Origin of the sequence: Streptomyces sp. NPDC052701 (genome assembly GCF_040678355.1) — a bacterium.
GTDB lineage: Bacteria > Actinomycetota > Actinomycetes > Streptomycetales > Streptomycetaceae > Streptomyces.
This window is the reverse complement of record NZ_JBFATO010000019.1, coordinates 1-21301: the sequence shown is the minus strand read 5'-3', so window position 1 is coordinate 21301 and position 21301 is coordinate 1. Positions and strand designations below refer to the sequence as shown.

Genomic DNA, 21301 nt, shown 5'->3' with positions numbered 1-21301 from the left:
AGTCAGTGCTCCCCCGTAGGATGGACGTCATGGCCAAGACCAGTACGACGACCCAGGGGCTGCGTGCGGCGATCGAGCGCAGCGGCTACTACCCGGCCCTCGTGGCCGAGGCGGTGGAGGCCGCCGTGGGCGGCGAGCCCATCCGGTCGTACCTGGTCCACCAGGAGACGACGTTCGACCAGAACGAGGTGCGGCGGCACGTGACCGTGCTCGTCCTCACCGACAACCGCTTCATCGTCAGCCACACCGACGAGCAGGCCGCGGACAGCACCTCCCCGACGCCGTACGCCACCACGTCCACGGAGTCCGTGAAGCTCGGCCGGATCTCGTCGATCGTGGTCAGCCGGGTGGTCGCCAACCCCGAGCAGTACAAGCCGGGCACGCTGCCCCGCGAGGTCGTGCTCACCATCGGCTGGGGCGCCGTCTCCCGCATCGACCTGGAGCCCGCCGCCTGCGGCGATCCCAACTGCGAGGCGGACCACGGCTACACGGGCAGCTCGACGGCCGACGACCTCAGCCTGCGCGTCAGCGAGGCCGGGGACGGCCCCGAGACGGTGCGCCAGGCGCTCGTCTTCGCGCAGGCCCTCTCCGAGGCGACCGCGGACCCGACCCGCTGATGACACAGCTCACCTCCTGGGATCCCCATCCGGAACCACTCGCCGTCGGCTCCGCGCCCGTGCCCGCGTACGGCACCGGCTCGATCGCCGACCTGCTGCCCACGCTGGCCGCGGGCATGGGCGTGCCCGGCATGACGGCCGCGATCCCGGAGCTCACCCCCGCCGACCGGAACTGCGTGTTCCTGATCGACGGCCTCGGCTGGGAGCAACTGCGGGCCCACCCCGAGGACGCCCCCTTCATGACGTCCCTGCTCGCCACCTCGCGCGGCGGCACCGGACGCCCCCTCACCGCCGGCTACCCCGCGACCACGGCGACCTCCCTGGCCTCCATCGGCACCGGCCTGCCGCCGGGCGCCCACGGCCTGCCCGGGTACACCGTGCGCAATCCGGACACCGGCGAGCTGATGAACCAGCTGCGCTGGCAGCCGTGGGCCCCGCCGGGCCCCTGGCAGCCGTACCCGACGGTCTTCCGGCTGGCCCACGAGGCCGGGGTGCACGCCGCCCAGGTGTCGTCGCCCGCGTTCGAGAACACCCCGCTGACCAAGGTCGCGCTCAGCGGCGGGACGTTCCACGGGCGGCTGTCCGGCGAGGACCGCGTGGACCTGGCGGCCGAGCAACTGGCCGCCGGCGACCGCTCCCTGGTCTACACGTACTACGCCGAGCTCGACGGCGCCGGGCACCGCTTCGGCGTTGACTCCGACACCTGGCGCGGCCAGCTCATGCACGTCGACCGCCTGGTCCAGCGCCTGGCCGAGCAACTGCCGCCGCGCAGCGCGCTCTACGTCACCGCTGACCACGGCATGATCGACGTGCCCTTCGACGAGCAGCACCGCATCGACTTCGACGAGGACTGGGAGCTGCGCGCCGGTGTCGCCCTGCTCGGCGGCGAGGGGCGCGCCCGGCACGTCTACGCGGTGCCGGGCGCCGGGAACGACGTCCTGACCTGCTGGCGCGAGGTGCTCGGCGAGCAGTTCTGGGTGGCCTCGCGGGACGAGGCGATCGCGGCGGGCTGGTTCGGCCCGCGGGTCGACGAGCGGGTGTACGCCCGTATCGGCGACGTGGTCGCCGCCGCGCGGGACGACGTCCTGCTCATCGCCTCCGAGCGGGAGCCGAAGGAGTCGGCGATGGTCGGCAACCATGGTTCGATGACCCCTGCCGAGCAGTTGGTCCCGCTGCTCGAAGTACGCTCCTGAAACCGCCCCGCCGTCCCGCCGTCCGCTGTTCGGTCCCTGTTGCCTGTTGCCTGTTGCCTGTTGTCGAAAGGTGCTCGACCCTCCATGCCCGAGTTGGTGTTCTTCTCCGGAACGATGGACTGCGGGAAGTCGACGCTGGCTCTGCAGATCGAGCACAACCGCTCGTCGAGGGGCCTGCAGGGGCTGATCTTCGCCCGTGACGACCGCGCGGGCGAGGGGAAGCTCTCGTCGCGCCTGGGCCTGGTGACGGACGCGGTGGAGGCGGAGCCGGACATGGACCTGTACGCCTACGTCGTGCGCCGGCTGTCGCAGGGCGGCAGGGTCGACTACCTGATCGTGGACGAGGCGCAGTTCCTGGCGCCGGAACAGATCGACCAGCTGGCGCGGGTGGTGGACGACCTGGACCTCGACGTCTTCGCCTTCGGCATCACCACCGACTTCCGCACCAAGCTCTTCCCGGGCTCGCAGCGGCTGATCGAGCTGGCCGACCGGATAGAGACGCTCCAGGTGGAGGCGATGTGCTGGTGCGGAGCGCGTGCCACGCACAACGCCCGCACGGTGGACGGCCAGATGGTGGTGGAGGGCGAGCAGGTCGTCGTCGGAGACGTCAACAGCCCCGCCGAGGTCGGCTACGAGGTGCTGTGCCGCCGGCATCACCGCCGCCGCATGACGAGCGCCGCCGCACACTCGGGCGCGCTCTCGCCGGACGTCCTGCCGGTCGCCGACTGACGGCGAGCGGGACGGGCCGCTCGACAGGCGGTGCCACCGGCCATGATAGACAGTGGAGCTATCCAATGAGGGGCAGGGCGGGGGAGCGACCGAGGGGGCCGATCCGATGCGTCTGGCAGAGCTGAGCCGGCACAGTGGCGTGTCCGTGGCCAGCATCAAGTACTACATCCGGGAAGGGCTGCTGGAGCCCGGCCGGCTGGTCGCCGCCACCCAGGCCGAGTACGACGAGCACCACCTGCGCCGGCTGCGCCTGATCCGCGCGCTGATCGGCGTCCGGGGCCTGTCGGTCAGTACGACGCGCGAGCTGCTCGGCGCCCTGTCCGAGCATCCGGAGGACGTCCACCGCGTCCTCGGTCTCGCCCTCGGCGCCATCCGCCTGGCGGACGAGCCGCAGGAGGACACCGCCGAGTGCGCCGACGTCGACGCGCTGGTCGAGGAGATGGGGTGGCAGGTGCACCAGGCGGCCCCGGCCCGGGCGGATCTGGCCGGGACCCTGGGCACGCTGCGCAGACTCGGCGCCCTCGGGGACTGGCGGGCCCTGCTGCCGTACGCGGAGCTCGCCGAGCGGACCGCGGCCCTCGACCTCGACGCGCTCGACGGGGCCGAGGACCCGCTGGAGCTCGCCGAACGGGCCGTGCTGCTCACGGTCCTGCTGGAGCCCGCCCTGCTCGCCCTGCGCCGCCTGGCCCAAGAGCACGAGTCCGCCCGCCGCTACACGGGCGGCTGACCGGCACGCGACCGCGCCGCTCGCTCGGCGCCGGTCCCGCTCGGCGCCGGTCCCGCTCGGCGCCGTCGCCGGACGGCCCTCGCCGGCCACCGGAGGACGTGCCGCCCGCCTCCGGAGCGCCGGGGGGGCGCGGGGAACCGGGCTCAGCCGGGGCCCTGCAGCAGCGCGAACCGTGCTCCCTCCGGATCCGCCACCGCCGCCACGCGGCCGTGGGAGGTGTCGCGTGCCGGGGTGAGGACGTGGCCGCCCAGGCGCAGCACGTGGTCCTGGGCGGCGTCGACGTCGGCCACCCGGAAGTACGTCACCCAGTACGGGCCCCGGTCCCGGGGGAGGGCGGCGCCCACGCCGCGGACGCCGGCGACGGGGCGGCCGTGCAGGCGGAGGGTCACATGGCCGGCGTCGGCGGAGAGGACCGGCTCCAGCTCGTACCCGAACACGCTCCCGTAGAACTTGGCGACGTTCTCCGACTCAAAGGTCATCAGCTCGTTCCAGGCGGGGGTGCCGGGCACGCCCGGGACGGCCGTCCCGAGGTGCGCGGACGCCTGCCAGATGCCGAACACGGCGCCCGAGGGGTCGGAGCAGAACGCCAGGCGGCCGGCGTCGGCGGTGTCCAGCGGACCGACCCCGACCGTGCCGCCGCACAGCCGTACCGATGCGGCCGTCAGGTCCACGTTCCCGGAGGCGAAGTAGGGGGTCCAGGCGACGGGCGGACGGCGGTCGGGCGGCAGGTGGCCGATGCCGGCCACCTCGCGGCCGTCGAGCAGGGCGCGCACACAGGGGCCGGGCTGCCGGGGGCCCGGCCGGAACTCCCAGCCGAACAGGGCCCCGTAGAACTCCTGGGTCGTGGCCGGTCCGTGCACCAGCAGGCTCACCCAGCAGGGCGTGCCGGGCGCGTGCCGGGCGGGTGCTTCGCCGTTCGGGCCGGCGGGCCCCCGTGCGTCGGTCATCGTCACTCTCTTCTCGGCCCTCGCGGTGGCCGTGCTCTTCTCGGCCCTCACGAGTGAGGACCGCGTCGCGTCCGCCCTGCGGACTCCGTGCCGGTCGCTCGCCCCGGCCGCGCTGCCGCGCGCGGACGGGGCACGCCCCGCACGGCGGTCCCTCCGTCCGGAGGATGCCCGGTGCGCGGGTCGCCGTCCGCTTCGGCGCGCTTGCCGGGGCGCGTCGATCAGCCGTACAGCATGTGTCCGGTTCCGTACACACCGTGATCGTGGTCGCCCGGCCGAGCAGAGTAGCCGGACATGGGCGGCGCGGCCAGCCCGTGCGCCAGGATGGTGCCCATGAACGTCATCATCTCCGCGTCCGAACTCGCGGACGCCCTGGCGGGCGAGAACCCGCCGACCCTGCTCGACGTCCGCTGGCAGCTCGGTGCGGCCAGGGCGGCCGGTGAGCCGCCCTTCGACGGCCGGGCCGAGTACGCGGCCGGGCACCTTCCCGGGGCCCTCTTCGTCGACCTGGAGCGGGAGTTGGCCGCCGCGCCGGGCGAGGGCGGGCGGCATCCGCTGCCCGACCTCGCGCAGTTCGGCGCGGCGATGCGACGGGCGGGCGTGTCGTCCGGGCGGCCGGTGGTGGTCTACGACGGCGGGCAGGGCTGGGCGGCGGCCCGGGCGTGGTGGCTGCTGCGCTGGACGGGTCACCCGGACGTGCGGGTCCTCGACGGCGGGTTGCCGGCCTGGCGGGGCCCGTTGACGACGGAGGTCCGCGCGCCCGCGGAGGGCGACTTCGAGCCGCGGCCCGCGGCCTCGGGGCTGCTCGACGCCGACGCCGCGGCGGCGCTGGCGCGGTCCGGGGTGCTGCTGGACGCGCGGGCGGAGGAGCGGTACCGGGGCGAGGTGGAGCCGATCGACCCGGTGGGCGGGCACATTCCGGGAGCGGTCTGCGCGCCGACGACGCAGAACGTCGGGCCGGACGGCCGTTTCCTGCCCGCCGAGCGGTTGCGTGCCCGCTTCGAGGACCTCGGTGTGACCGAGGGTTCGGACGTCGGCGTGTACTGCGGCTCGGGCGTCTCCGGCGCGCACGAGGTGCTGGCCCTGGCGGTCGCGGGGATCCCGGCGGCGCTGTACGTCGGTTCCTGGTCGGAGTGGTCCTCGGACCCGCGGCGGCCGGTCGCCGTCGGGCCGGACCCGCAGTAGGGCGCGCGAAGGCACGGGAAGGAGGGCCGCGGCCGATGACCGCGGCCCTCCTTCCCGTACGGGCGTCTACTCCTGCTTTTTGCGCCGCGTCCCGAACACGATCTCGTCCCAACTCGGCACCGCCGCGCGGCGGCCCGGGCGGACGCCGTCCGCCTCGGCCTGGCGGTCGGTGGCGCCGACCAGGCGGTCGCGGTGGCTGCCGACGGAGCGCGGCATGAGGACGTCCGCGTAGGCGGAACCGGCCGACGCCGCGGGCGCCGGGGGCTCCTCCGCCTCGGGCTCGGTGTCGGGCGGCTCCTCGTCGGACTCCGGCGCGCGCTCGGGCACGACGAGATCGCCGCGGAAGCTCGGCACCGCCTCCAGCAGGCTGGTCAGCGAGTCCCGTTCGCCCGTGCTCTCCTCGGCCGGCCCGGACGCCTGCGCGGGCAGGCCGGGCCGCTCGCGGTCGGCGGAACGGTCCAGCGGACGGTCGCGGGGCAGCCGGGCGATGCGCGGCACGAACGGGAAGCTGGGCTCGGGCGCGGCGAGGTCGTCGGACTCGCCGATCAGCGAGCGCGCCTCGTCGTCGACGGCCTGGACGAGCCGCCGGGGCGGGTCGTACGTCCAGCTCGCCGAGTGCGGTTCACCCGCGACCCGGTAGACCAGCAGGACCTCCCAGGTGCCGTCGTCGCGACGCCAGGAGTCCCACTGGACGGTGTCCTTCTCCGCGCCGCGCAGCAGCAGCCGCTCCTGGACGGCCTCGCCCAGCGGCGGGCCGGAGTTCTCGCCGGGACGGCGGACCGGGGTCTTGCGGGCGCGTTCGGCCATGAAGGCGCGTTCGGCGAGCACGGGGCCCTCGAAGCGGCGCACGCGGTCCACGGGGATGCCGGCCATCTGGGCGACCTCTTCCGCGGTCGCGCCCGCTCGTATGCGCGCCTGGATGTCGCGGGGGCGGAGATGGCTCTCCACCTCGATCTCGATCTGGCCGAGGCGGGGACGGTCGCCGCGCACGGCGGCGCGGAGCCGTTCGTCGATCGGAAGCGTGTACTCCGTGCTGTCCGCAGCCTTCAGCACCAGCCGTGTGCCGTCATTCGAGACGGCCACGACACGCAGTTCGGGCATGGGGACCTCCCGGGTGGTGCCTGCCGACGTCACGTGCGTCGCTGCTTCCGCTAGTCGAGTGTGGCCTGCCCGGGTGCAGCCTGCCACAACCTTGCCGAGTTGCCCGGCGTGTCGGGCGTGGGCCCTGGATCGCCGTTATGGCACGGTTACCTATTCGCAACGCTAAGTGACTAATTCAGTCACCCTGTGCAACTAGCCCCCTCCCGGCGGTCCTCCAAAGTCCGGGCACCCTGACGGGAGACCGGACCCAGGGCTCGCAACAGTACTCCATTCGGACCATGAGCGTGGATGGGCGCGCCGTCCAACTTCTGGCAAGGGGTGCGCCTCGGTCACCCCTTGCCCCGATTCCGTGATCTTGAACGTGGTGAACTTCACGCAATCGCCAGAAACGGAACGAATGGCCTCGGGCCCGCCGGTGCGCCGCCTACGCCCCCAGGACCCGGCGCAGGTAGTCGTTCTGGAACCGGCGGTCCGGGTCGAGGCGGTCCCGCAGCGCCGTGAACTCGCCGAAGCGCGGATACACCCGGGAGAAGTACTCGGCGTCCCGCGTGTGCACCTTGCCCCAGTGCGACCGCCCCTCGTGCGCGGTGAAGATGCGCTCGGCGGCGGTGAAGTACCGCTGGTAGGGCGTCCCCCGGAACATGTGCACGGCGATGTAGGCGCTGTCGCGCCCGGAGGCCGTGGACAGCGTGATGTCGTCGGCGGGGGCGGTGCGCACCTCGACGGGGAAGCTGATCCGCAGGTCCGAGCGGTCGACCATGGCCTTCAGTTCGCGCAGCGTGTCGACCACGGCCTCGCGCGGGACGGCGTACTCCATCTCCACGAAGCGCACCCGGCGCGGGGAGGTGAAGACCCGGTAGGGGATGTCGGTGTAGGACCGCGCGGACAGCGCCCTGCTGGAGATCCGGGCGATCGCGGGGACGGCGGGGGGCGCCGCGCGGCCGATCCAGTTGGCCACCTGGAAGACGCCGTTGGAGAGGAACTCGTCCTCGAACCAGCCCCTGAGCCGCGGCACGGGCCGCTCCGGGCCCGCGCTGCGGTTGTTGCGCTTGGTGGTGGTGCTGCCGGTGTGGGGGAACCAGTAGAACTCGAAGTGCTCGTTCTCGGCCCAGAGTTCGTCGAAGTCGGCGAGGACCTTCTCCAGCGGCATCGGTTCCTCGCGGGCCGTGAGCAGGAAGAGCGGCTCCACGGCGAACGTGATGGCGGTGACGACGCCGAGGGCCCCGAGGCCGGTGCGGGCGGCCGCGAAGACCGCGCGTTCCTCGTCGGTCCCCCTCTCGGAGCAGGTGAGGACCGAGCCGTCGGCGGTGACCAGTTCCAGGGCCCGGATCTGGGCGGCGAGCGAGCCGGAGTCGCGGCCCGTGCCGTGCGTGCCGGTGCTGGTGGCCCCGGCGACCGTCTGCTCCATGATGTCGCCCATGTTCGCCAGCGACAGGCCCTCGCGCGCGAGGGCCACGTTGAGCCTCTTGAGCGGGGTGCCGGCCTCGACCGTGACCGTCATGGCGTCGCGGTCGACGCCGCGGATGCCGGTCAGCAAGTGAGGACGGATCATCACACCGTCGGTGGCGGCTATGGACGTGAAGGAATGGCCGGTTCCGACCGCCTTCACCCGCAGGCCGTCCTCGGCCGCCCGCCGTACCGCCTCGGCCAGTTCGTCGACGGAGGCGGGGGCGACCTCCCGCGCGGGCCGCGCGCGCACGGTCCCGCCCCAGTTACGCCACGTGCCGCTGTTCCCGTTCGCCGTGCTGCCCAACGGAGCCTCCCCGACCCGCGGCCGGCTCTCGGAGCCGGCGGTACCCGAGGAAACCGACCGCGACCGCGACGGCCCCGGCGACCACCGGAACCCCGTACCCGGTACGCGCCCCGGCCGCGTCGATCACCCAGCCGGCCACGGAGGAGCCGAGCGCCACCCCCACGGCGAGCCCGGTGCTCACCCAGGTCATGCCCTCGGTCGACTGCGCGCGTGGTACGTGCTCTTCGATGAGGGACATCGTCGTGATCATCGTGGGAGCGATGGACAGGCCCGCAGCGAACAGCGCCACGGCCAGAAACGGCAAGTTCCCGACCAGTAGGAGGGGGATCATACTCACGGCCATCGCACACACGCCCAGCAGCCACCGCCGTTCCGGCGCCCCCGTGAAGCGCATCAGGCCGAACACCACTCCCGCCACGCAGGAACCCGCCGCGTACAGGGCGAGCACCACGCTCGCGGCCGCCTTGTGCCCCCGCTCGTCGGCGAAGGCCACGGTGACCACGTCGACGGCCCCGAAGATCGCCCCGGTCGCCACGAAGGTGGCCACCAGGACCTGCAGGCCGCGGGAGCGCATCGCGGTGCCGCCGCCGTGGTGCTCGCGCGGGTGCGGCTCCGGTTCGGTGGCCCGCTGCGCGGTCAGCCAGAAGACGCCCACCGCGAGGAAGCAGGCGGCGAGCAGCGGACCGGCCTCCGGGAACCACGCCGTCGACAGGCCGATGGAGATGATCGGCCCGAAGATGAAGCAGACCTCGTCCACCACGGACTCGAAGGAGTACGCGGTGTGCAGCTGCGGGGTGCCGCGGTACAGGGCCGCCCAGCGGGCCCGGACCATCGCGCCGACGCTCGGCACGCACCCGATGCCGACACAGCACGCGTACAGCACCCAGTCCGGCCACCCGCGGTGCGCGGCGAGCAGCAGCCCGGCCGCGGCGGCGAGCGAGAGCAGCGTGGCGGGGCGCAGCACCCGCCGCTGCCCGTACTGGTCCACCAGGCGCGAGACCTGCGGACCGGCCACCGCGGCGGCCAGCGCGATGGTGGCCGACAGGGCGCCCGCCAGGCCGTAGCGCCCGGTCAGCTGCGAGACCATCGTGACCACGCCGATGCCCATCATCGACAGCGGCATCCGGCCGAGGAATCCCGCGGCGGAGAAGCCCTTGGAGCCGGGGGCGGCGAACAGGGCGCGGTAAGGGCTGGGCAACGGGGTCTCCGAAGGGACGCGGAAGGCTCGGTAAGGCACAAGAGCAGTCGATACGACTTACCGGTTAGGCAGCCCTAACGTACTCCCTCCGGCCGGGCCCGACCAACGGCGGTCACCCCACCGTTTCCCGGCCGCCGGTGCCGGGTGGCAGGATCGACCCATGCCAGACGCGCACGACGCCACCCCCCACGACGCCACTCCCTACGACGCCCTGCTCCTGCTCTCGTTCGGCGGCCCGGAGGGTCCCGACGACGTGGTCCCGTTCCTGGAGAACGTGACCCGCGGGCGCGGCATCCCCAGGGAACGTCTGAAAGAGGTCGGCCGGCACTACTTCATGTTCGGCGGGGTCAGCCCGATCAACGACCAGAACCGCGCCCTGCTGGACGCCCTGCGCAAGGACTTCGCCGAGCACGCCCTGGACCTGCCGGTCTACTGGGGCAACCGCAACTGGGCCCCCTACCTGACGGACACCCTGCGCGACATGGTCCGCGACGGCCGCCGCCGCGTCCTGGTCCTCGCCACCAGCGCCTACGCCTCGTACTCGGGCTGCCGCCAGTACCGCGAGAACCTCGCCGACGCGCTGGCCGCCCTCCGGGCCGAGGGTCTGGAGCCGCCGAGGGTCGACAAGCTGCGGCACTACTTCAACCACCCGGGCTTCGTGGAGCCCATGATCGACGGCGTGCTCCGCTCCCTCGCCGACCTCCCCGAGGACGTCCGCGACGGCGCGCACCTCGCCTTCTCGACCCACTCCATCCCGGTCTCCGCCGCGGACACCTCCGGGCCCGTGGAGGGCCACGGCGACGGCGGAGCGTACGTCAGGCAGCACCTGGACGTCGCACGGCTGATCGCCGACGCCGTCCGCGAGCGCACCGGCGTCGACCACCCCTGGCAGCTCGTCTACCAGTCCCGCTCCGGCGCCCCGCACATCCCGTGGCTGGAGCCGGACATCTGCGACCACCTGGAGGAGCGGCACGCCGCCGGCGTCCCCGCCGTCGTGATCGCGCCGATCGGCTTCGTCTCCGACCACATGGAGGTCCTGTACGACCTCGACACGGAGGCCAAGGCCAAGGCCGAGGAGCTGGGCCTGCCGATGCGCCGCTCGGCCACGGTCGGCGCCGACCCGCGGTTCGCCGCCGCGATCCGCGAGCTCGTCCTGGAGCGCGCCGCCGTCGAGCGCGGCCAGGACGTCACCCCCTGCGCCCTGGGCGCCCTCGGGGCCGGCCACCACCTCTGCCCCGTCGGCTGCTGCCCGGCCCGCGCCCCCCGGCCCGCCGCCGCGGGCGCCGACAGCCCCTACGCCTGAGGAGCCCCGTGACCGACCCCCTCCACTCGGACCTGCTCGACCTCGCCCGTCGGGCCGCGCGCCGCGCGGGCGAGCTGCTGCGGGACGGCCGCCCGGCCGACCTCGCGGTCGCCGCGACCAAGTCCAGCCCCATCGACGTCGTCACCGAGATGGACATCGCGGCGGAGAAGCTGATCACCGGCCTGATCGCCGAGCACCGCCCGGACGACGGCTTCCTCGGCGAGGAGGGCGCCGCCACCGAGGGCACCAGCGGCGTGCGCTGGGTGATCGACCCGCTCGACGGCACGGTCAACTACCTGTACGGGCTGCCCACCTGGGCCGTGTCCATCGCCGCCGAGCAGGACGGCGAGACCGTCGTCGGAGTCGTCGCGGCCCCGATGCGCGGGGAGACCTACCACGCGGTGCGCGGCGGCGGGGCCTGGGCCACCGGAGCCTGGGAGGGCGAGCGCCGGCTCACCTGCCGCCCCGCGCCGCCCCTGGAGCAGGCCCTGGTCTCGACCGGCTTCAACTACGTCGCCGAGGTCCGCGCCCACCAGGCCGAGGTCGCCGGGAGGCTGATCCCGCTGCTGCGGGACATCCGGCGGGGCGGCTCGGCCGCGGTCGACCTGTGCGACCTCGCCGCCGGCCGCCTCGACGGCTACTACGAGCGCGGCCTGAACGCCTGGGACTTCGCCGCGGGCGACCTGATCGCCCGGGAGGCGGGCGCGCTGACCGGCGGACGCCCCGGAGAGCGGCCGTCGCGTGGTCTGACGGTCGCGGGCACCCCGGGCGTCTTCGAGCCCCTCCAGCGGCTTCTGGAGGACTTCGGCGCCTGGCACGACTGAGCCGCCCGCCCGATCGCGCACGCCGGGCGGCACGGCCACCGGGACGTGGGACGGATGCGAGATAGGGGCCGGACGGGCCCGGGACAACGGAACGGGCCCCGGCGCCGGATCCGCCGGGGCCCGTCCGTCCGGGCCGATCAGACGCTGTACGCGCCGACTTCCACACCGTGCTCGGCAGCGAGACGGCGCAGGTCGTCGAGCTCGCCCTGCTCCACCTCGACGAGGAACTCGTCGCCCTCGTCGCGAGCCCGGGACAGATCGGACTCGGTCGCCCTTATGCGCTGCAGAAGTCCTGCGGTGAATGCGTCCATGCTGCGCCCCCTCGTCCTGGGTCGTGGGTCGGGTGGCACGGGGGTGTGCCATTCGAAAGGGACGATCACGTCTGCGACGGATGCCCGGCGTCGCTCGGCCGGGCGGCGACGGTGCCGGACACCCACGCCCGCTCTGCGGAAGCGGATGGGTGCCGCACCGCATGGTGGTGCGATACAAGCAGAGCGTGATCGCGGGATGTAAAGCCGTCCTCCCCCTGCTCCCCGCCGCGGAAACCTCAACCGGGCGAGAAAATCTCCTCATCCTCTTCCCGCCCTTCTCCGCCCCTTCCCGCCCTCCTGCGCCCACCTCGCCTTACCGCCGACTTATGGCCGAAAAGGGCAGGATGGAGGTCAACACACCCGTGAAGACCCTTGCCCGCGCACGCCCCGGAGGCGCTGCGCGGGCGGACCTCAGGAAGGACAAGCGACGTGCGCGTACTCGTCGTCGAGGACGAGCAGCTGCTCGCCGATGCGGTGGCCACCGGACTGCGCCGGGAGGCCATGGCCGTCGACGTCGTGTACGACGGTGCGGCCGCCCTGGAGCGCATCGGCGTCAACGACTACGACGTGGTCGTCCTCGACCGCGACCTCCCCCTGGTGCACGGCGACGACGTCTGCCGCAGGATCGTCGAGCTGGGCATGCCCACGCGCGTGCTGATGCTCACGGCCTCCGGCGACGTCAGCGACCGCGTCGAGGGCCTGGAGATCGGCGCCGACGACTATCTGCCCAAGCCCTTCGCGTTCAGCGAGCTCATCGCGCGCGTGCGTGCCCTCGGGCGGCGCACCAGCGTCCCCCTGCCGCCCGTGCTGGAGCGTGCCGGGATCAAGCTCGACCCCAACCGCCGCGAGGTGTTCCGCGACGGCAAGGAGGTCCAGCTCGCGCCCAAGGAGTTCGCCGTGCTGGAGGTGCTCATGCGCAGCGAGGGAGCGGTCGTCTCCGCGGAGCAGCTGCTGGAGAAGGCCTGGGACGAGAACACCGACCCCTTCACCAACGTCGTGCGGGTGACCGTCATGACCCTGCGCCGCAAGCTCGGTGAGCCGCCGGTCATCGTCACCGTCCCCGGCTCCGGCTACCGGATCTGATCCCCGTGGCCGCGACCCCCGCGCCTCCGCAGGCGCCCCCGAAGCCCACCTGGGACCCCAGCAGGCCGGAGCCGCCCTTCCCCTGGCTGCGCCCGACCATCCGGATAAGGCTCACCCTGCTGTACGGCGGCATGTTCCTGATAGCCGGCATCCTGCTGCTGTCGATCATCTACCTGCTGGCCGCACAGGCCCTGAACACGGGCAACGAGCCGCTGTTCAAGATCGTGGACGGTGAGGCCGTCAAGGTCACCAGCGACAACTGCCCGGCTGTCAACGGCACGAGCGACATCCCGCTCCCCGAGTTCAACGCGGCGATCAGCGAGTGCATCGACCGCCAGCGCCAGGACGCCCTGGACAACCTGCTCAGCCGCTCGCTGCTGGCCCTGCTCGGCCTCGCCGTGATCGCCTTCGCCTTCGGCTACGCCATGGCCGGCCGCGTCCTGTCGCCGCTCGGCCGCATCACCCGCACCGCGCGCGCCGTGGCCGGCTCCGACCTCTCCCGCCGGATCGAGCTGGACGGGCCGGACGACGAGCTCAAGGAGCTGGCCGACACCTTCGACGACATGCTGGAGCGCCTGCAGCGGGCCTTCACCGCCCAGCAGCGCTTCGTCGGCAACGCCTCCCACGAGCTGCGCACCCCGCTGGCGATCAACCGCACGCTGCTCGAAGTGCACCTGTCGGACCCGGACGCGCCGGTGGAGCTCCAGCAGCTCGGCAAGACGCTGCTGGCCACCAACGAGCGCAGCGAGCAGCTCGTGGAGGGGCTGCTGCTGCTCGCCCGCAGCGACAACCAGATCGTCGAGCGCAAGCCGGTGGACCTCGCCGAGGTCGCCGGACAGGCCATCGACCAGGTGCGGTCCGAGGCGGACGCCAAGGGCGTGGAGATCCGCGGCGAGCGGAAACCCGCGATCGTCCAGGGCAACGGCGTCCTGCTGGAGCGGATCGCGCTGAACCTGGTGCAGAACGCCGTGCGCTACAACATCGCCGGGAACGGCTGGGTCGAGGTCACCACCGAGATCCAGCACGGCCAGGCGCTCCTGGTCGTGTCCAACACGGGCCCGGTGGTGCCGGCGTACGAGATCGACAACCTCTTCGAGCCGTTCCGGCGGCTGCGCACCGAGCGCACGGGCAGCGACAAGGGCGTCGGCCTCGGCCTGTCCATCGTCCGGTCCGTGGCGAGGGCCCACGGCGGACACATCTACGCCCAGCCGCGCGAGGGGGGAGGGCTCGTGATGCGCGTCACGCTGCCCATCTGAGATCATGCGGTCGATCGTCACGACGACACACGGGCATGTTCGCTTTGCGCTGAATTTTCGCGGCGCGGATCCGACGGCTCCGTGTGTGATCGATCACAGGGGAGTTTTTCCGGCCATCTACTCTCCGTGATCATGCGTGCTGCCGGAAAGCCGGGATAATCCTGGTTTTCAGGGGTCCTGATCACGGGAAGTACACGGTGAGACGCCTTTGAAGTGCGGCATTCGGACCGTGTACGGTCCCCATCGCCATCCAAGCCGATCACTCATGAGGAGTCCGGTTGGGTGTCGATTGAGTAACAGACCTTGATGTGAGGCAAAATCTCCGCCTCGGGTCGGGCACAAGTCCGGCCTCTCACGCGTTACGTGCGCTGGAGACACCACAGACACCCAGAGGGGGAGAGCGACATGGCAACCGATTACGACACTCCACGCAAGACCGACGACGACGTCGACTCGGACAGCCTCGAAGAGCTGAAGGCTCGACGCAACGACAAGTCGGCCTCCGCCGTGGACGTCGACGAGTTCGAGGCCGCGGAGGGCCTCGAACTGCCCGGCGCGGACCTCTCGAACGAGGAGCTGGCCGTCCGGGTCCTGCCGAAGCAGCAGGACGAGTTCACCTGCATGAGCTGCTTCCTGGTGCACCACCGCAGCCAGCTGGCCCGGGAGAAGAACGGTCAGCCGATCTGCCGCGACTGCGACTGAGGACGGGTCGGCCGTGTCTGGCTCGACCCCTCCCCGGAAGCGCCGCTTCTCCCTGAGGAGAGCGGACAAGGGGCCGCACGACGGCCCACAGCACGGCGCGCGTGACGACGAGCGGGGCCCCACCGGTACGGGGGCGGCCTCGCTCGAACCGGCGGCCGGCCGGGGTGACCTCCCGGCGCCCGTGGAGGTCTCCTCGTCCGCCGCGCACCGGAGGGCCGCCGCCCTCCGGGAGAAGGCGAGGGAAGGCGCCCGCAAGGGCGGGATCCGGGCGAGGGCGGGGCTGACCTTCCTCGCCGACCGGATCATCGAACTCGCCCCGCGGGTCCCCGTGCGGGACCTGGCGACGCTGCGCAGACAGTTCCCGGGCCTCGGGCCCGAGCAGCTCGCCGACAAGCTCGTGGCCGGTGCCGCGAAGGCGACCGCGACGGTCGGGGCGGGAGTCGGGGCGGCGGCGATGCTGCCCGTGCCGCCCGCGATGCCGACGGAGCTGGCCGCCGAGATCACGGGAGTCGCGGCGATCGAGCTGAAGCTGATCGCCGAGCTCCACGAGGTGTACGGGATGCGGCCGCCCGGCAACCTCAAGGAGCGCAGCACCGCGTACCTGAACGCCTGGACGGAAGAGCGCGGCATCGACGCGACCAAGCCGTCCACGGTGGGTACGGCGCTGAACACCCGTATGAAACGGGACCTGCGCCGGCGGATCGTGAAGCGTACGGTCCGCAACCTGCCCAACCTGGTGCCGTTCCTGGTGGGAGCGGCCGTGGGGGCGGCCATGAACCGCAGCGACACCCGCAAGCTCGCCGCCCGCATCCGGGAGGACCTGCGCAAGGTCCAGGTGCCCTGGGAGGCGCTGGACGCACTGCCGGCCCTGGAGCGACCCGCGGACGCCCTGGACATGGACAGCGTCACCGACGACGCGGCCAAGGAGTACGAGCGCCCCCGGGACACCGGCCCCCGTGAGGACGACGGGCGCTGACACGCGTGCCCCGGCCTCCCGGGGCGCAGGCGCGTGTACTACGCCGCTTCCTTCGCCGCCCGGAGCGCCTGGGCCAGGCGCTCGGGCTCACGGGTGGACAGGTAGACGTACGGTGTCGGGTCCTCCGGGTCCGTGACCTCCACGCGCAGGGCCGTGGGGATGTAGGCGCGCAGCAGGAGGAAGGCGCGGGGGTCGGCCTTGTGGGTGCGCCAGGCCCGGGCCTGGCCGGGGTCCAGGACCTGCGCCTCGCCCAGCGCCGTCACCGGAATCCGCGCCTCGCCCGCGATCAGCGCGCCGCCCACCACACGGATGCGGACCGACCCGTACGAGCTGGCGACGACCGCCGCGGCCGCCGTGCCGCCGGCCAGGCCGCCGAGCATCGGCAGGGTGCCGAGCGGCAGCAGGACGAGGGCCATCGAAACGCCCGCCAGGAAACAGAGCAGCCACCACGAGCGGGGGGCGGTGAGGCGTTCTTCGTAGGGGGTGGCGGAGAGCTGCATGGGGCCAAGCTTGGCACGGTGTCCTGATCCCCCGGACGCGCGGGTAAGGTCTGCGGCTGTGAGTGGTACTTCCGCAGCACTGCAGCCTCCGGCCGACGCCGTGGCACCGGTGCGCCATCCCGAGGCGCCCGCGCCCGGCGAGCTGCTCGGCGCGCACTACGGCCGGTGTTTCGGCTGCGGCGGCGAACAGCCCCACGGGCTGCACCTGGAGGCGCGGGCCGGCGAAGGGGTCTCCCTCACCGCCGAGTTCACCGTGCAGCCCGCCCACCAGGGCGCTCCCGGCCTGGCGCACGGCGGGGTGCTCGCCACCGCGCTGGACGAGACGCTCGGCTCGCTGAACTGGCTGCTGCGCACGATCGCCGTGACCGGGCGGCTGGAGACCGACTTCGTGCGACCGGTGCCCGTGGGCACCACACTCTTCCTCCAGGCCCGGGTCACGGCGGTGGCCGGGCGGAAGATCTACTCGACCGCCACCGGGCGCGTCGGCGGCCCCGACGGCCCCGTCGCGGTGCGCGCCGACGCGCTCTTCGTCGCGGTCGGGGTCGACCACTTCATCGACCACGGCCGTACGGAGGAGATCCAGGCCGCCATGAACGATCCGGACCAGGTCCGGCGCGCCCGCGCCTTCGAGGTGAACCCGTGAGCCCTGCGAGTCCTGCCAGCCCCGTGAGTCCCGTCAGCCCCGAGCCCCGCCGGCCGCTCGAGGTCCTCGTGCGGCGCGTCGACCCGGACGTACCGCTTCCGGCGTACGCGCACCCCGGTGACGCGGGAGCCGATCTGTGCACCACCGAGGCGTGCGAACTCGGCCCCGGTGAGCGGGCCGTGCTGCCCACGGGCGTGTCTGTGGCCCTCCCGGAGGGGTACGCGGCCTTCGTGCACCCGCGATCCGGTCTGGCCGCCCGCTGCGGCGTCGCCCTCGTGAATGCCCCGGGGACGGTTGATGCCGGGTACCGTGGGGAGATCAAGGTGATCGTGGTGAATCTCGACCCGCGCGAGCCCGTGCGGTTCGAGCGCTTCGACCGGATCGCCCAACTGGTCGTCCAGCAGGTCGAGAGGGTCCGCTTCCGGCAGGTGGCGGAGCTTCCCGACACGGCGCGGGCCGAGGGGGGCTTCGGGTCCACCGGCGGCCATGCCGCGGTGGGCGGCGAGGACGGCACAAGTGGTCAGGCCGCCGTGGGCGGCCAGGCGGGTGGGAATCGATACGCTTCGGTCGTATCCGACCGGGAAGGACAGTGACGTGTTCGGACGTCGCAAGAAGAAGGGTGCCGCCGAGGACGCGGCCGGCGAGGCCGAGCAGGTCGTCGACAGCGTCGACACTGAGGCGGACGAAGCGGAGGCCGAGCGGCTGAGGCTGGAGCCGGCGCCGCGGCCCGACGGACCGTGGGACAGCTCCGAGGTCCGCGATCCCGGCGAGGGCCGGGTCGACCTCGGTGGCCTGTTCGTGCCGGGTGTCGACGGCATGGAGCTGCGGGTCGAGGTCGCGGGCGACGCGATCGTCGCGGCGACCGTCGTGCTGCGCGACAGCGCCATCCAGCTGCAGGCCTTCGCCGCGCCCAAGCGCGAGGGCATCTGGGGCGAGGTGCGCGAGGAGATCGCGGCCGGCATCACCCAGCAGGGCGGCATCGTCGACGAGGTCGAGGGGCCGCTGGGCTGGGAGCTGCGGGCGCAGGTGCCCGTGCAGCTGCCGGACGGCACCGGCGGCTTCCAGGTCGTGCGGTTCGTCGGCGTGGACGGTCCGCGCTGGTTCCTGCGCGGGGTGATCTCGGGCCAGGGCGCGGTGCAGCCGCAGGCCGCCGGGCTGCTGGAGCAGATCTTCCGGGACACGGTGGTGGTCCGGGGCGAGGGCCCGATGGCGCCGCGCGACCCGATCGTCCTGAAGCTGCCGAACGACGCGCAGATGGTGCCCGAGAGCGTCCAGCAGGAGGAGCAGGGCTCCCGCTTCGCCGGCGGCATGGGCCAGCTGCAGCGGGGCCCGGAGATCACCGAGGTCCGTTAGGCGTTCACAGGGAAGGGCCGCACCCCACCGAGGGGTGCGGCCCTTCCGCGTCGCCGCCCCCGCCGCGTGCGCCCACCGCGGAGTCACCGCTTCCAGGGCTCGACTGCGCGTCGGGGCGAGCACGGCCCGGGCGTCCGGCCCGGGAGAGCGCCCCGGACCGGATGACGGCGAGCAGACGCGCCGGCCCGGACCGCACGCCCGGGCGCACGGCCGTCGAGTGCGGCCCGTACTCCCGCACCGGCCACGGCTGCACCGGCGAACGCGAGGACGCGGCCGCCGCCCGCCCGCACACCCTCGCCCGGTACGTCACCCGTGACGAGCGGCACGCCCGGAGGGCCGTCGACCCGGGGGACGCCTGATCCGCCGTGACCGGGGCCCCACCGGCGGCAACGCGCTCCCGGGGACCGGCTGGGCCGGCTCCTCCCGGCCGAAGGCCGCCGGGATCGTCGCGCACCCCACCCCGCCATCAGGGCCGACTCCGGCCGCTTCGCCACCGCGCTCCGCGACGTCCACCTCCCCGAGGTGATCGGCGGCCCCCGCGCCGACGGCAACCGGGAGCCGTCGAGGACGTGACCGCCCGGCGGGCACCGACCGCCTCCTCGTCGCCGGGGAGACGCTCACCCACGGGGACGATCCCGCCTGACGCCGCCGGCCGGGACGGGCACTGCGGACGAGGCCCGGGGCCGTATCTTGGGAGCCCTCCGGCGCTGCGGCGACGCCCCGCGCGGCGGACTCCCCCGGGGCCGCGCCCCCGCGGACCAGGGACGCGGCCGGACCCCGTCTCCCCGCAGAACCGGAAAGGCAGGCCTCATGACCCGTGTGCTGGTGGTCGACGACGAGCCGCGGACCGTGCGCGCCCTCGTGGCCGACCTCAGGGCGCGCACGTACGAGGTCGACGCGGCCCACGACGGCGCCACGGCCCTCCGGCTCGCCGCCGCCCGCCGCCCCGACGTGGTGGTCCTCGGCCTGGGCCTGCCCGACATGGACGGCGTCGAGGTGGTCAGGGAGCTGCGCGGCCGGACCCGGGGGCCGATCCTGGTGCTGTCCGCCCGGCGCTCCTGCGACGAGAAGGTCCAGGCGCTGGACGCGGGCGCCGACGACTACGTCACCAAGCCCTTCGGCACGGACGAGCTGCTGGCCCGGCTGCGGGCCGCCGTGCGCCGGGCCGAGCCCGCCGGCGTCGAGGGCGACGCGGTGGTGGAGGGGTTCACCGTCGACCTGGCCGCGAAGAAGGCCGGCCGAGACGGGAGGGACGTACGGCTGACCCCCACGGAGTGGCACCTGCTGGAGGTGCTGGTGCGCAACGCCGGCCGCCTGGTCGGGCAGAAGCAGTTGCTGCGGGAGGTGTGGGGACCGTCGTACGGGACGGAGACGAACTACCTGCGCGTGTACATGGCGCAGCTGCGGCGGAAGCTGGAGGCGGATCCCTCGCGTCCGAGGCACCTCATCACGGAACCCGGGACGGGCTACCGCTTCGAGAAGTGAGGCCCACGGGCCCGCACGGGCAGGTCCGGAGGGTGCCCGGCGGGCGGCCGGAAGCGGCCGGTTCGGGCCGGGACGACGGGGGTACCGTACCTGTCGGTGCGCCCCGGTACGCTTCAGATATGAGTGCTGTTCCTCGTTCCGAGAAGCCGGCGGGCCGGTTCCGGCGCATGCTCGACCGGCTCTCCTCGTCGCAGGAGGACCTGGAGTCGGAGGAGCTGCGGGAGGACGCCGAGACCGCCGGCTGCACACGGATCGGAGACTGCCGGGACCGCCAGATAGTGACGGTTACTGGTACCTTGCGCACGGTCACCCTGCGCCCGCGCGCCGGAGTCCCGGCCCTGGAGGCCGAGCTGTTCGACGGCTCCGCCGCGCTGGACGTGGTGTGGCTGGGCCGGCGCTCCATCGTGGGGATAGAGCCGGGGCGCAAGCTGATCGCATCGGGCCGGATCTCCATGAGCCGGGGCCGCCGGGTGCTGTTCAATCCCAAGTACGAACTGAGACCCCTCGGACGGGAGTAGCCGGTGACGTCGCTCGACAAGCCGACCGAAGACACATCTGCCGACGACGCCCGCGCGGTGACGGAGGCCGCGCTGTTCGAGGCGTTCGGCGGGGTTCGGGGCATGATCGAGACGGTGCTGCCCGGCCTGCTGTTCGTCACCATCTACACGGTCAACAAGGACCTGCACATGTCGGCGATCGCGGCGCTCGCCGTGTCGCTGGTGCTCGTGGTGGTCCGGCTGGTGATGAAGGACACCGTCAAGCACGCCTTCAGCGGGGTGTTCGGCGTCGCCTTCGGTGTCGTCTTCGCGATGACGACCGGCAAGGCGAAGGACTTCTACCTGCCCGGCATGCTCTACACGCTGGGCCTGGGACTCGCGTACATCATCACCACCCTGTGCGGTGTCCCGCTGATCGGCCTGATCCTCGGCCCGGTCTTCAAGGAGAACCTCTCCTGGCGCAAACGGAACCCGGGCCGCAAGAAGGCGTACGCCAAGGCCAGTTGGGCCTGGGGCCTGATCCTGCTCGCCAAGTGCGCGATCCTCTTCCCGCTGTACTGGTGGGCCGACACCACCCAGCTGGGCTGGGTACTGGTCGCGCTGAAGATCCCCCCGTTCCTGCTCGCGGTCTGGCTGACCTGGGTGTTCCTGGCGAAGGCACCCGCGCCGATCGACGTGTTCGCGGAGATGGAGGCGGAGGAGCGCGCGGAGAAGGAGCGCGGGGCGGCGCAGGCCGCCGAGCGGGACGAGGCGACGAGCGGCCGGCACCGAAAGCAGACGTAGTCCGCCGCCCGTACGACGGTGGGGCGGCCCCGGGGGGCGGGGGGGCCCCCCCGGGGGGGGGCGGCCGCCCCGCCGGCGGGGGCGGGGCGCGCCGCGCGGTGAGGCGCGCGCCCCGGGCCCGGGGCCGAGCGGGGCTGC

General features: G+C 73.3%; 24 protein-coding genes. 18 read left to right on the top strand and 6 right to left on the bottom strand.

What is annotated here, in order from left to right:
* Positions 1–20 precede the first annotated feature (20 nt).
* From AB0L29_RS21780 to AB0L29_RS21765, 4 genes are all read left to right on the top strand, one after another.
* Positions 21–617: a DUF5998 family protein gene (locus tag AB0L29_RS21780; RefSeq protein WP_365829362.1), complete on the top strand. Its 597-nt coding sequence runs from the start codon at positions 21–23 to the stop codon at positions 615–617.
* A complete protein-coding gene (locus AB0L29_RS21775; protein ID WP_365829361.1) occupies positions 617–1810 on the top strand; it encodes a nucleotide pyrophosphatase/phosphodiesterase family protein in 1194 nt (397 codons plus the stop codon). Before AB0L29_RS21780 ends, AB0L29_RS21775 begins: the two co-directional genes overlap by 1 nt.
* 84 nt (positions 1811–1894) lie before the next feature.
* Positions 1895–2539, top strand: coding sequence for a thymidine kinase (locus tag AB0L29_RS21770; RefSeq protein ID WP_365829360.1), 645 nt, complete (start codon positions 1895–1897; stop codon positions 2537–2539).
* Positions 2540–2645: 106 nt separating this feature from the next.
* A complete protein-coding gene (locus tag AB0L29_RS21765; RefSeq protein ID WP_365829359.1) occupies positions 2646–3266 on the top strand; it encodes a MerR family transcriptional regulator in 621 nt (206 codons plus the stop codon).
* Positions 3267–3409: 143 nt separating this feature from the next.
* On the opposite strand, the gene AB0L29_RS21760 is transcribed toward AB0L29_RS21765, so the two are convergent.
* On the bottom strand, positions 3410–4213 hold the full coding sequence (locus AB0L29_RS21760; protein ID WP_365829358.1) for a VOC family protein: 804 nt from the start codon (positions 4211–4213) through the stop codon (positions 3410–3412).
* A 330-nt stretch (positions 4214–4543) separates the two neighbouring features.
* Here AB0L29_RS21760 and AB0L29_RS21755 point away from each other — a divergent pair, with 330 nt between their 5' ends.
* Complete coding sequence (locus AB0L29_RS21755; protein WP_365829357.1) at positions 4544–5395, top strand: sulfurtransferase; 852 nt, start codon at positions 4544–4546, stop codon at positions 5393–5395.
* Positions 5396–5461: 66 nt separating this feature from the next.
* Here AB0L29_RS21755 and sepH read toward each other — a convergent pair whose 3' ends face one another.
* The 3 genes from sepH to AB0L29_RS21740 form a co-directional block, all read right to left on the bottom strand.
* Positions 5462–6496 carry a septation protein SepH gene (sepH, locus tag AB0L29_RS21750; RefSeq protein WP_365829356.1) on the bottom strand — a complete coding sequence of 345 codons (1035 nt, stop codon included), beginning with the start codon at positions 6494–6496 and terminating at the stop codon, positions 5462–5464.
* A 424-nt stretch (positions 6497–6920) separates the two neighbouring features.
* Positions 6921–8249: a D-arabinono-1,4-lactone oxidase gene (locus AB0L29_RS21745; protein WP_365829355.1), complete on the bottom strand. Its 1329-nt coding sequence runs from the start codon at positions 8247–8249 to the stop codon at positions 6921–6923.
* The gene (locus AB0L29_RS21740; protein WP_365829354.1) at positions 8209–9447 is read right to left on the bottom strand and encodes an MFS transporter; all 1239 of its coding nucleotides are present in this window, start codon (positions 9445–9447) and stop codon (positions 8209–8211) included. Before AB0L29_RS21740 ends, AB0L29_RS21745 begins: the two co-directional genes overlap by 41 nt.
* 160 nt (positions 9448–9607) lie before the next feature.
* On the opposite strand from AB0L29_RS21740, the gene AB0L29_RS21735 reads away from it, so the two are divergent.
* Together AB0L29_RS21735 and AB0L29_RS21730 are read left to right on the top strand one after the other, a co-directional pair.
* On the top strand, positions 9608–10750 hold the full coding sequence (locus AB0L29_RS21735) for a ferrochelatase (protein WP_365829353.1): 1143 nt from the start codon (positions 9608–9610) through the stop codon (positions 10748–10750).
* Between the two features lie 8 nt (positions 10751–10758).
* Entirely contained in the window at positions 10759–11574 is an 816-nt protein-coding gene (locus AB0L29_RS21730) for an inositol monophosphatase family protein (protein WP_365829352.1), read from the top strand.
* 137 nt (positions 11575–11711) lie between these two features.
* Here AB0L29_RS21730 and AB0L29_RS21725 read toward each other — a convergent pair whose 3' ends face one another.
* Positions 11712–11885, bottom strand: a complete 174-nt coding sequence (locus tag AB0L29_RS21725) for a hypothetical protein (protein ID WP_365829351.1) — start codon at positions 11883–11885, stop codon at positions 11712–11714.
* A gap of 429 nt (positions 11886–12314) precedes the next feature.
* Here AB0L29_RS21725 and AB0L29_RS21720 point away from each other — a divergent pair, with 429 nt between their 5' ends.
* The 4 genes from AB0L29_RS21720 (at position 12315) to AB0L29_RS21705 (ending at position 15902) form a co-directional block, all read left to right on the top strand.
* Positions 12315–12968 (top strand): response regulator transcription factor, encoded by a 654-nt coding sequence (locus tag AB0L29_RS21720; protein WP_007387794.1) that lies wholly within the window; start codon positions 12315–12317, stop codon positions 12966–12968.
* 5 nt (positions 12969–12973) lie between these two features.
* A complete protein-coding gene (locus AB0L29_RS21715) occupies positions 12974–14224 on the top strand; it encodes a HAMP domain-containing sensor histidine kinase (RefSeq protein WP_365829350.1) in 1251 nt (416 codons plus the stop codon).
* Positions 14225–14629: 405 nt separating this feature from the next.
* Positions 14630–14926 (top strand): DUF4193 domain-containing protein, encoded by a 297-nt coding sequence (locus AB0L29_RS21710; RefSeq protein WP_003993510.1) that lies wholly within the window; start codon positions 14630–14632, stop codon positions 14924–14926.
* Positions 14927–14939: 13 nt separating this feature from the next.
* Positions 14940–15902 carry a hypothetical protein gene (locus AB0L29_RS21705; protein ID WP_365829349.1) on the top strand — a complete coding sequence of 321 codons (963 nt, stop codon included), beginning with the start codon at positions 14940–14942 and terminating at the stop codon, positions 15900–15902.
* A 38-nt stretch (positions 15903–15940) separates the two neighbouring features.
* On the opposite strand, the gene AB0L29_RS21700 is transcribed toward AB0L29_RS21705, so the two are convergent.
* Positions 15941–16402, bottom strand: a complete 462-nt coding sequence (locus tag AB0L29_RS21700) for a DUF3093 domain-containing protein (protein ID WP_365829348.1) — start codon at positions 16400–16402, stop codon at positions 15941–15943.
* A 58-nt stretch (positions 16403–16460) separates the two neighbouring features.
* Between AB0L29_RS21700 and AB0L29_RS21695 the strand changes: the two genes are divergently transcribed.
* The 7 genes from AB0L29_RS21695 to AB0L29_RS21665 all read left to right on the top strand — a co-directional run bounded on the left by AB0L29_RS21695 (position 16461) and on the right by AB0L29_RS21665 (position 21163).
* Entirely contained in the window at positions 16461–17045 is a 585-nt protein-coding gene (locus AB0L29_RS21695; RefSeq protein ID WP_365829347.1) for a PaaI family thioesterase, read from the top strand.
* Between the two features lie 23 nt (positions 17046–17068).
* Positions 17069–17638, top strand: a complete 570-nt coding sequence (gene dut / locus AB0L29_RS21690) for a dUTP diphosphatase (RefSeq protein WP_365829346.1) — start codon at positions 17069–17071, stop codon at positions 17636–17638.
* 1 nt (position 17639) lies between these two features.
* On the top strand, positions 17640–18398 hold the full coding sequence (locus AB0L29_RS21685) for a DUF3710 domain-containing protein (protein ID WP_365829345.1): 759 nt from the start codon (positions 17640–17642) through the stop codon (positions 18396–18398).
* 161 nt (positions 18399–18559) lie between these two features.
* Positions 18560–18757 carry a hypothetical protein gene (locus tag AB0L29_RS21680; protein ID WP_365829344.1) on the top strand — a complete coding sequence of 66 codons (198 nt, stop codon included), beginning with the start codon at positions 18560–18562 and terminating at the stop codon, positions 18755–18757.
* Positions 18758–19208: 451 nt separating this feature from the next.
* Positions 19209–19883 (top strand): response regulator, encoded by a 675-nt coding sequence (locus AB0L29_RS21675; protein ID WP_365829343.1) that lies wholly within the window; start codon positions 19209–19211, stop codon positions 19881–19883.
* A 119-nt stretch (positions 19884–20002) separates the two neighbouring features.
* Positions 20003–20401, top strand: a complete 399-nt coding sequence (locus AB0L29_RS21670) for an OB-fold nucleic acid binding domain-containing protein (protein ID WP_073930701.1) — start codon at positions 20003–20005, stop codon at positions 20399–20401.
* Between the two features lie 3 nt (positions 20402–20404).
* Positions 20405–21163 carry a DUF3159 domain-containing protein gene (locus AB0L29_RS21665; protein ID WP_365829342.1) on the top strand — a complete coding sequence of 253 codons (759 nt, stop codon included), beginning with the start codon at positions 20405–20407 and terminating at the stop codon, positions 21161–21163.
* Positions 21164–21301 lie beyond the last annotated feature (138 nt).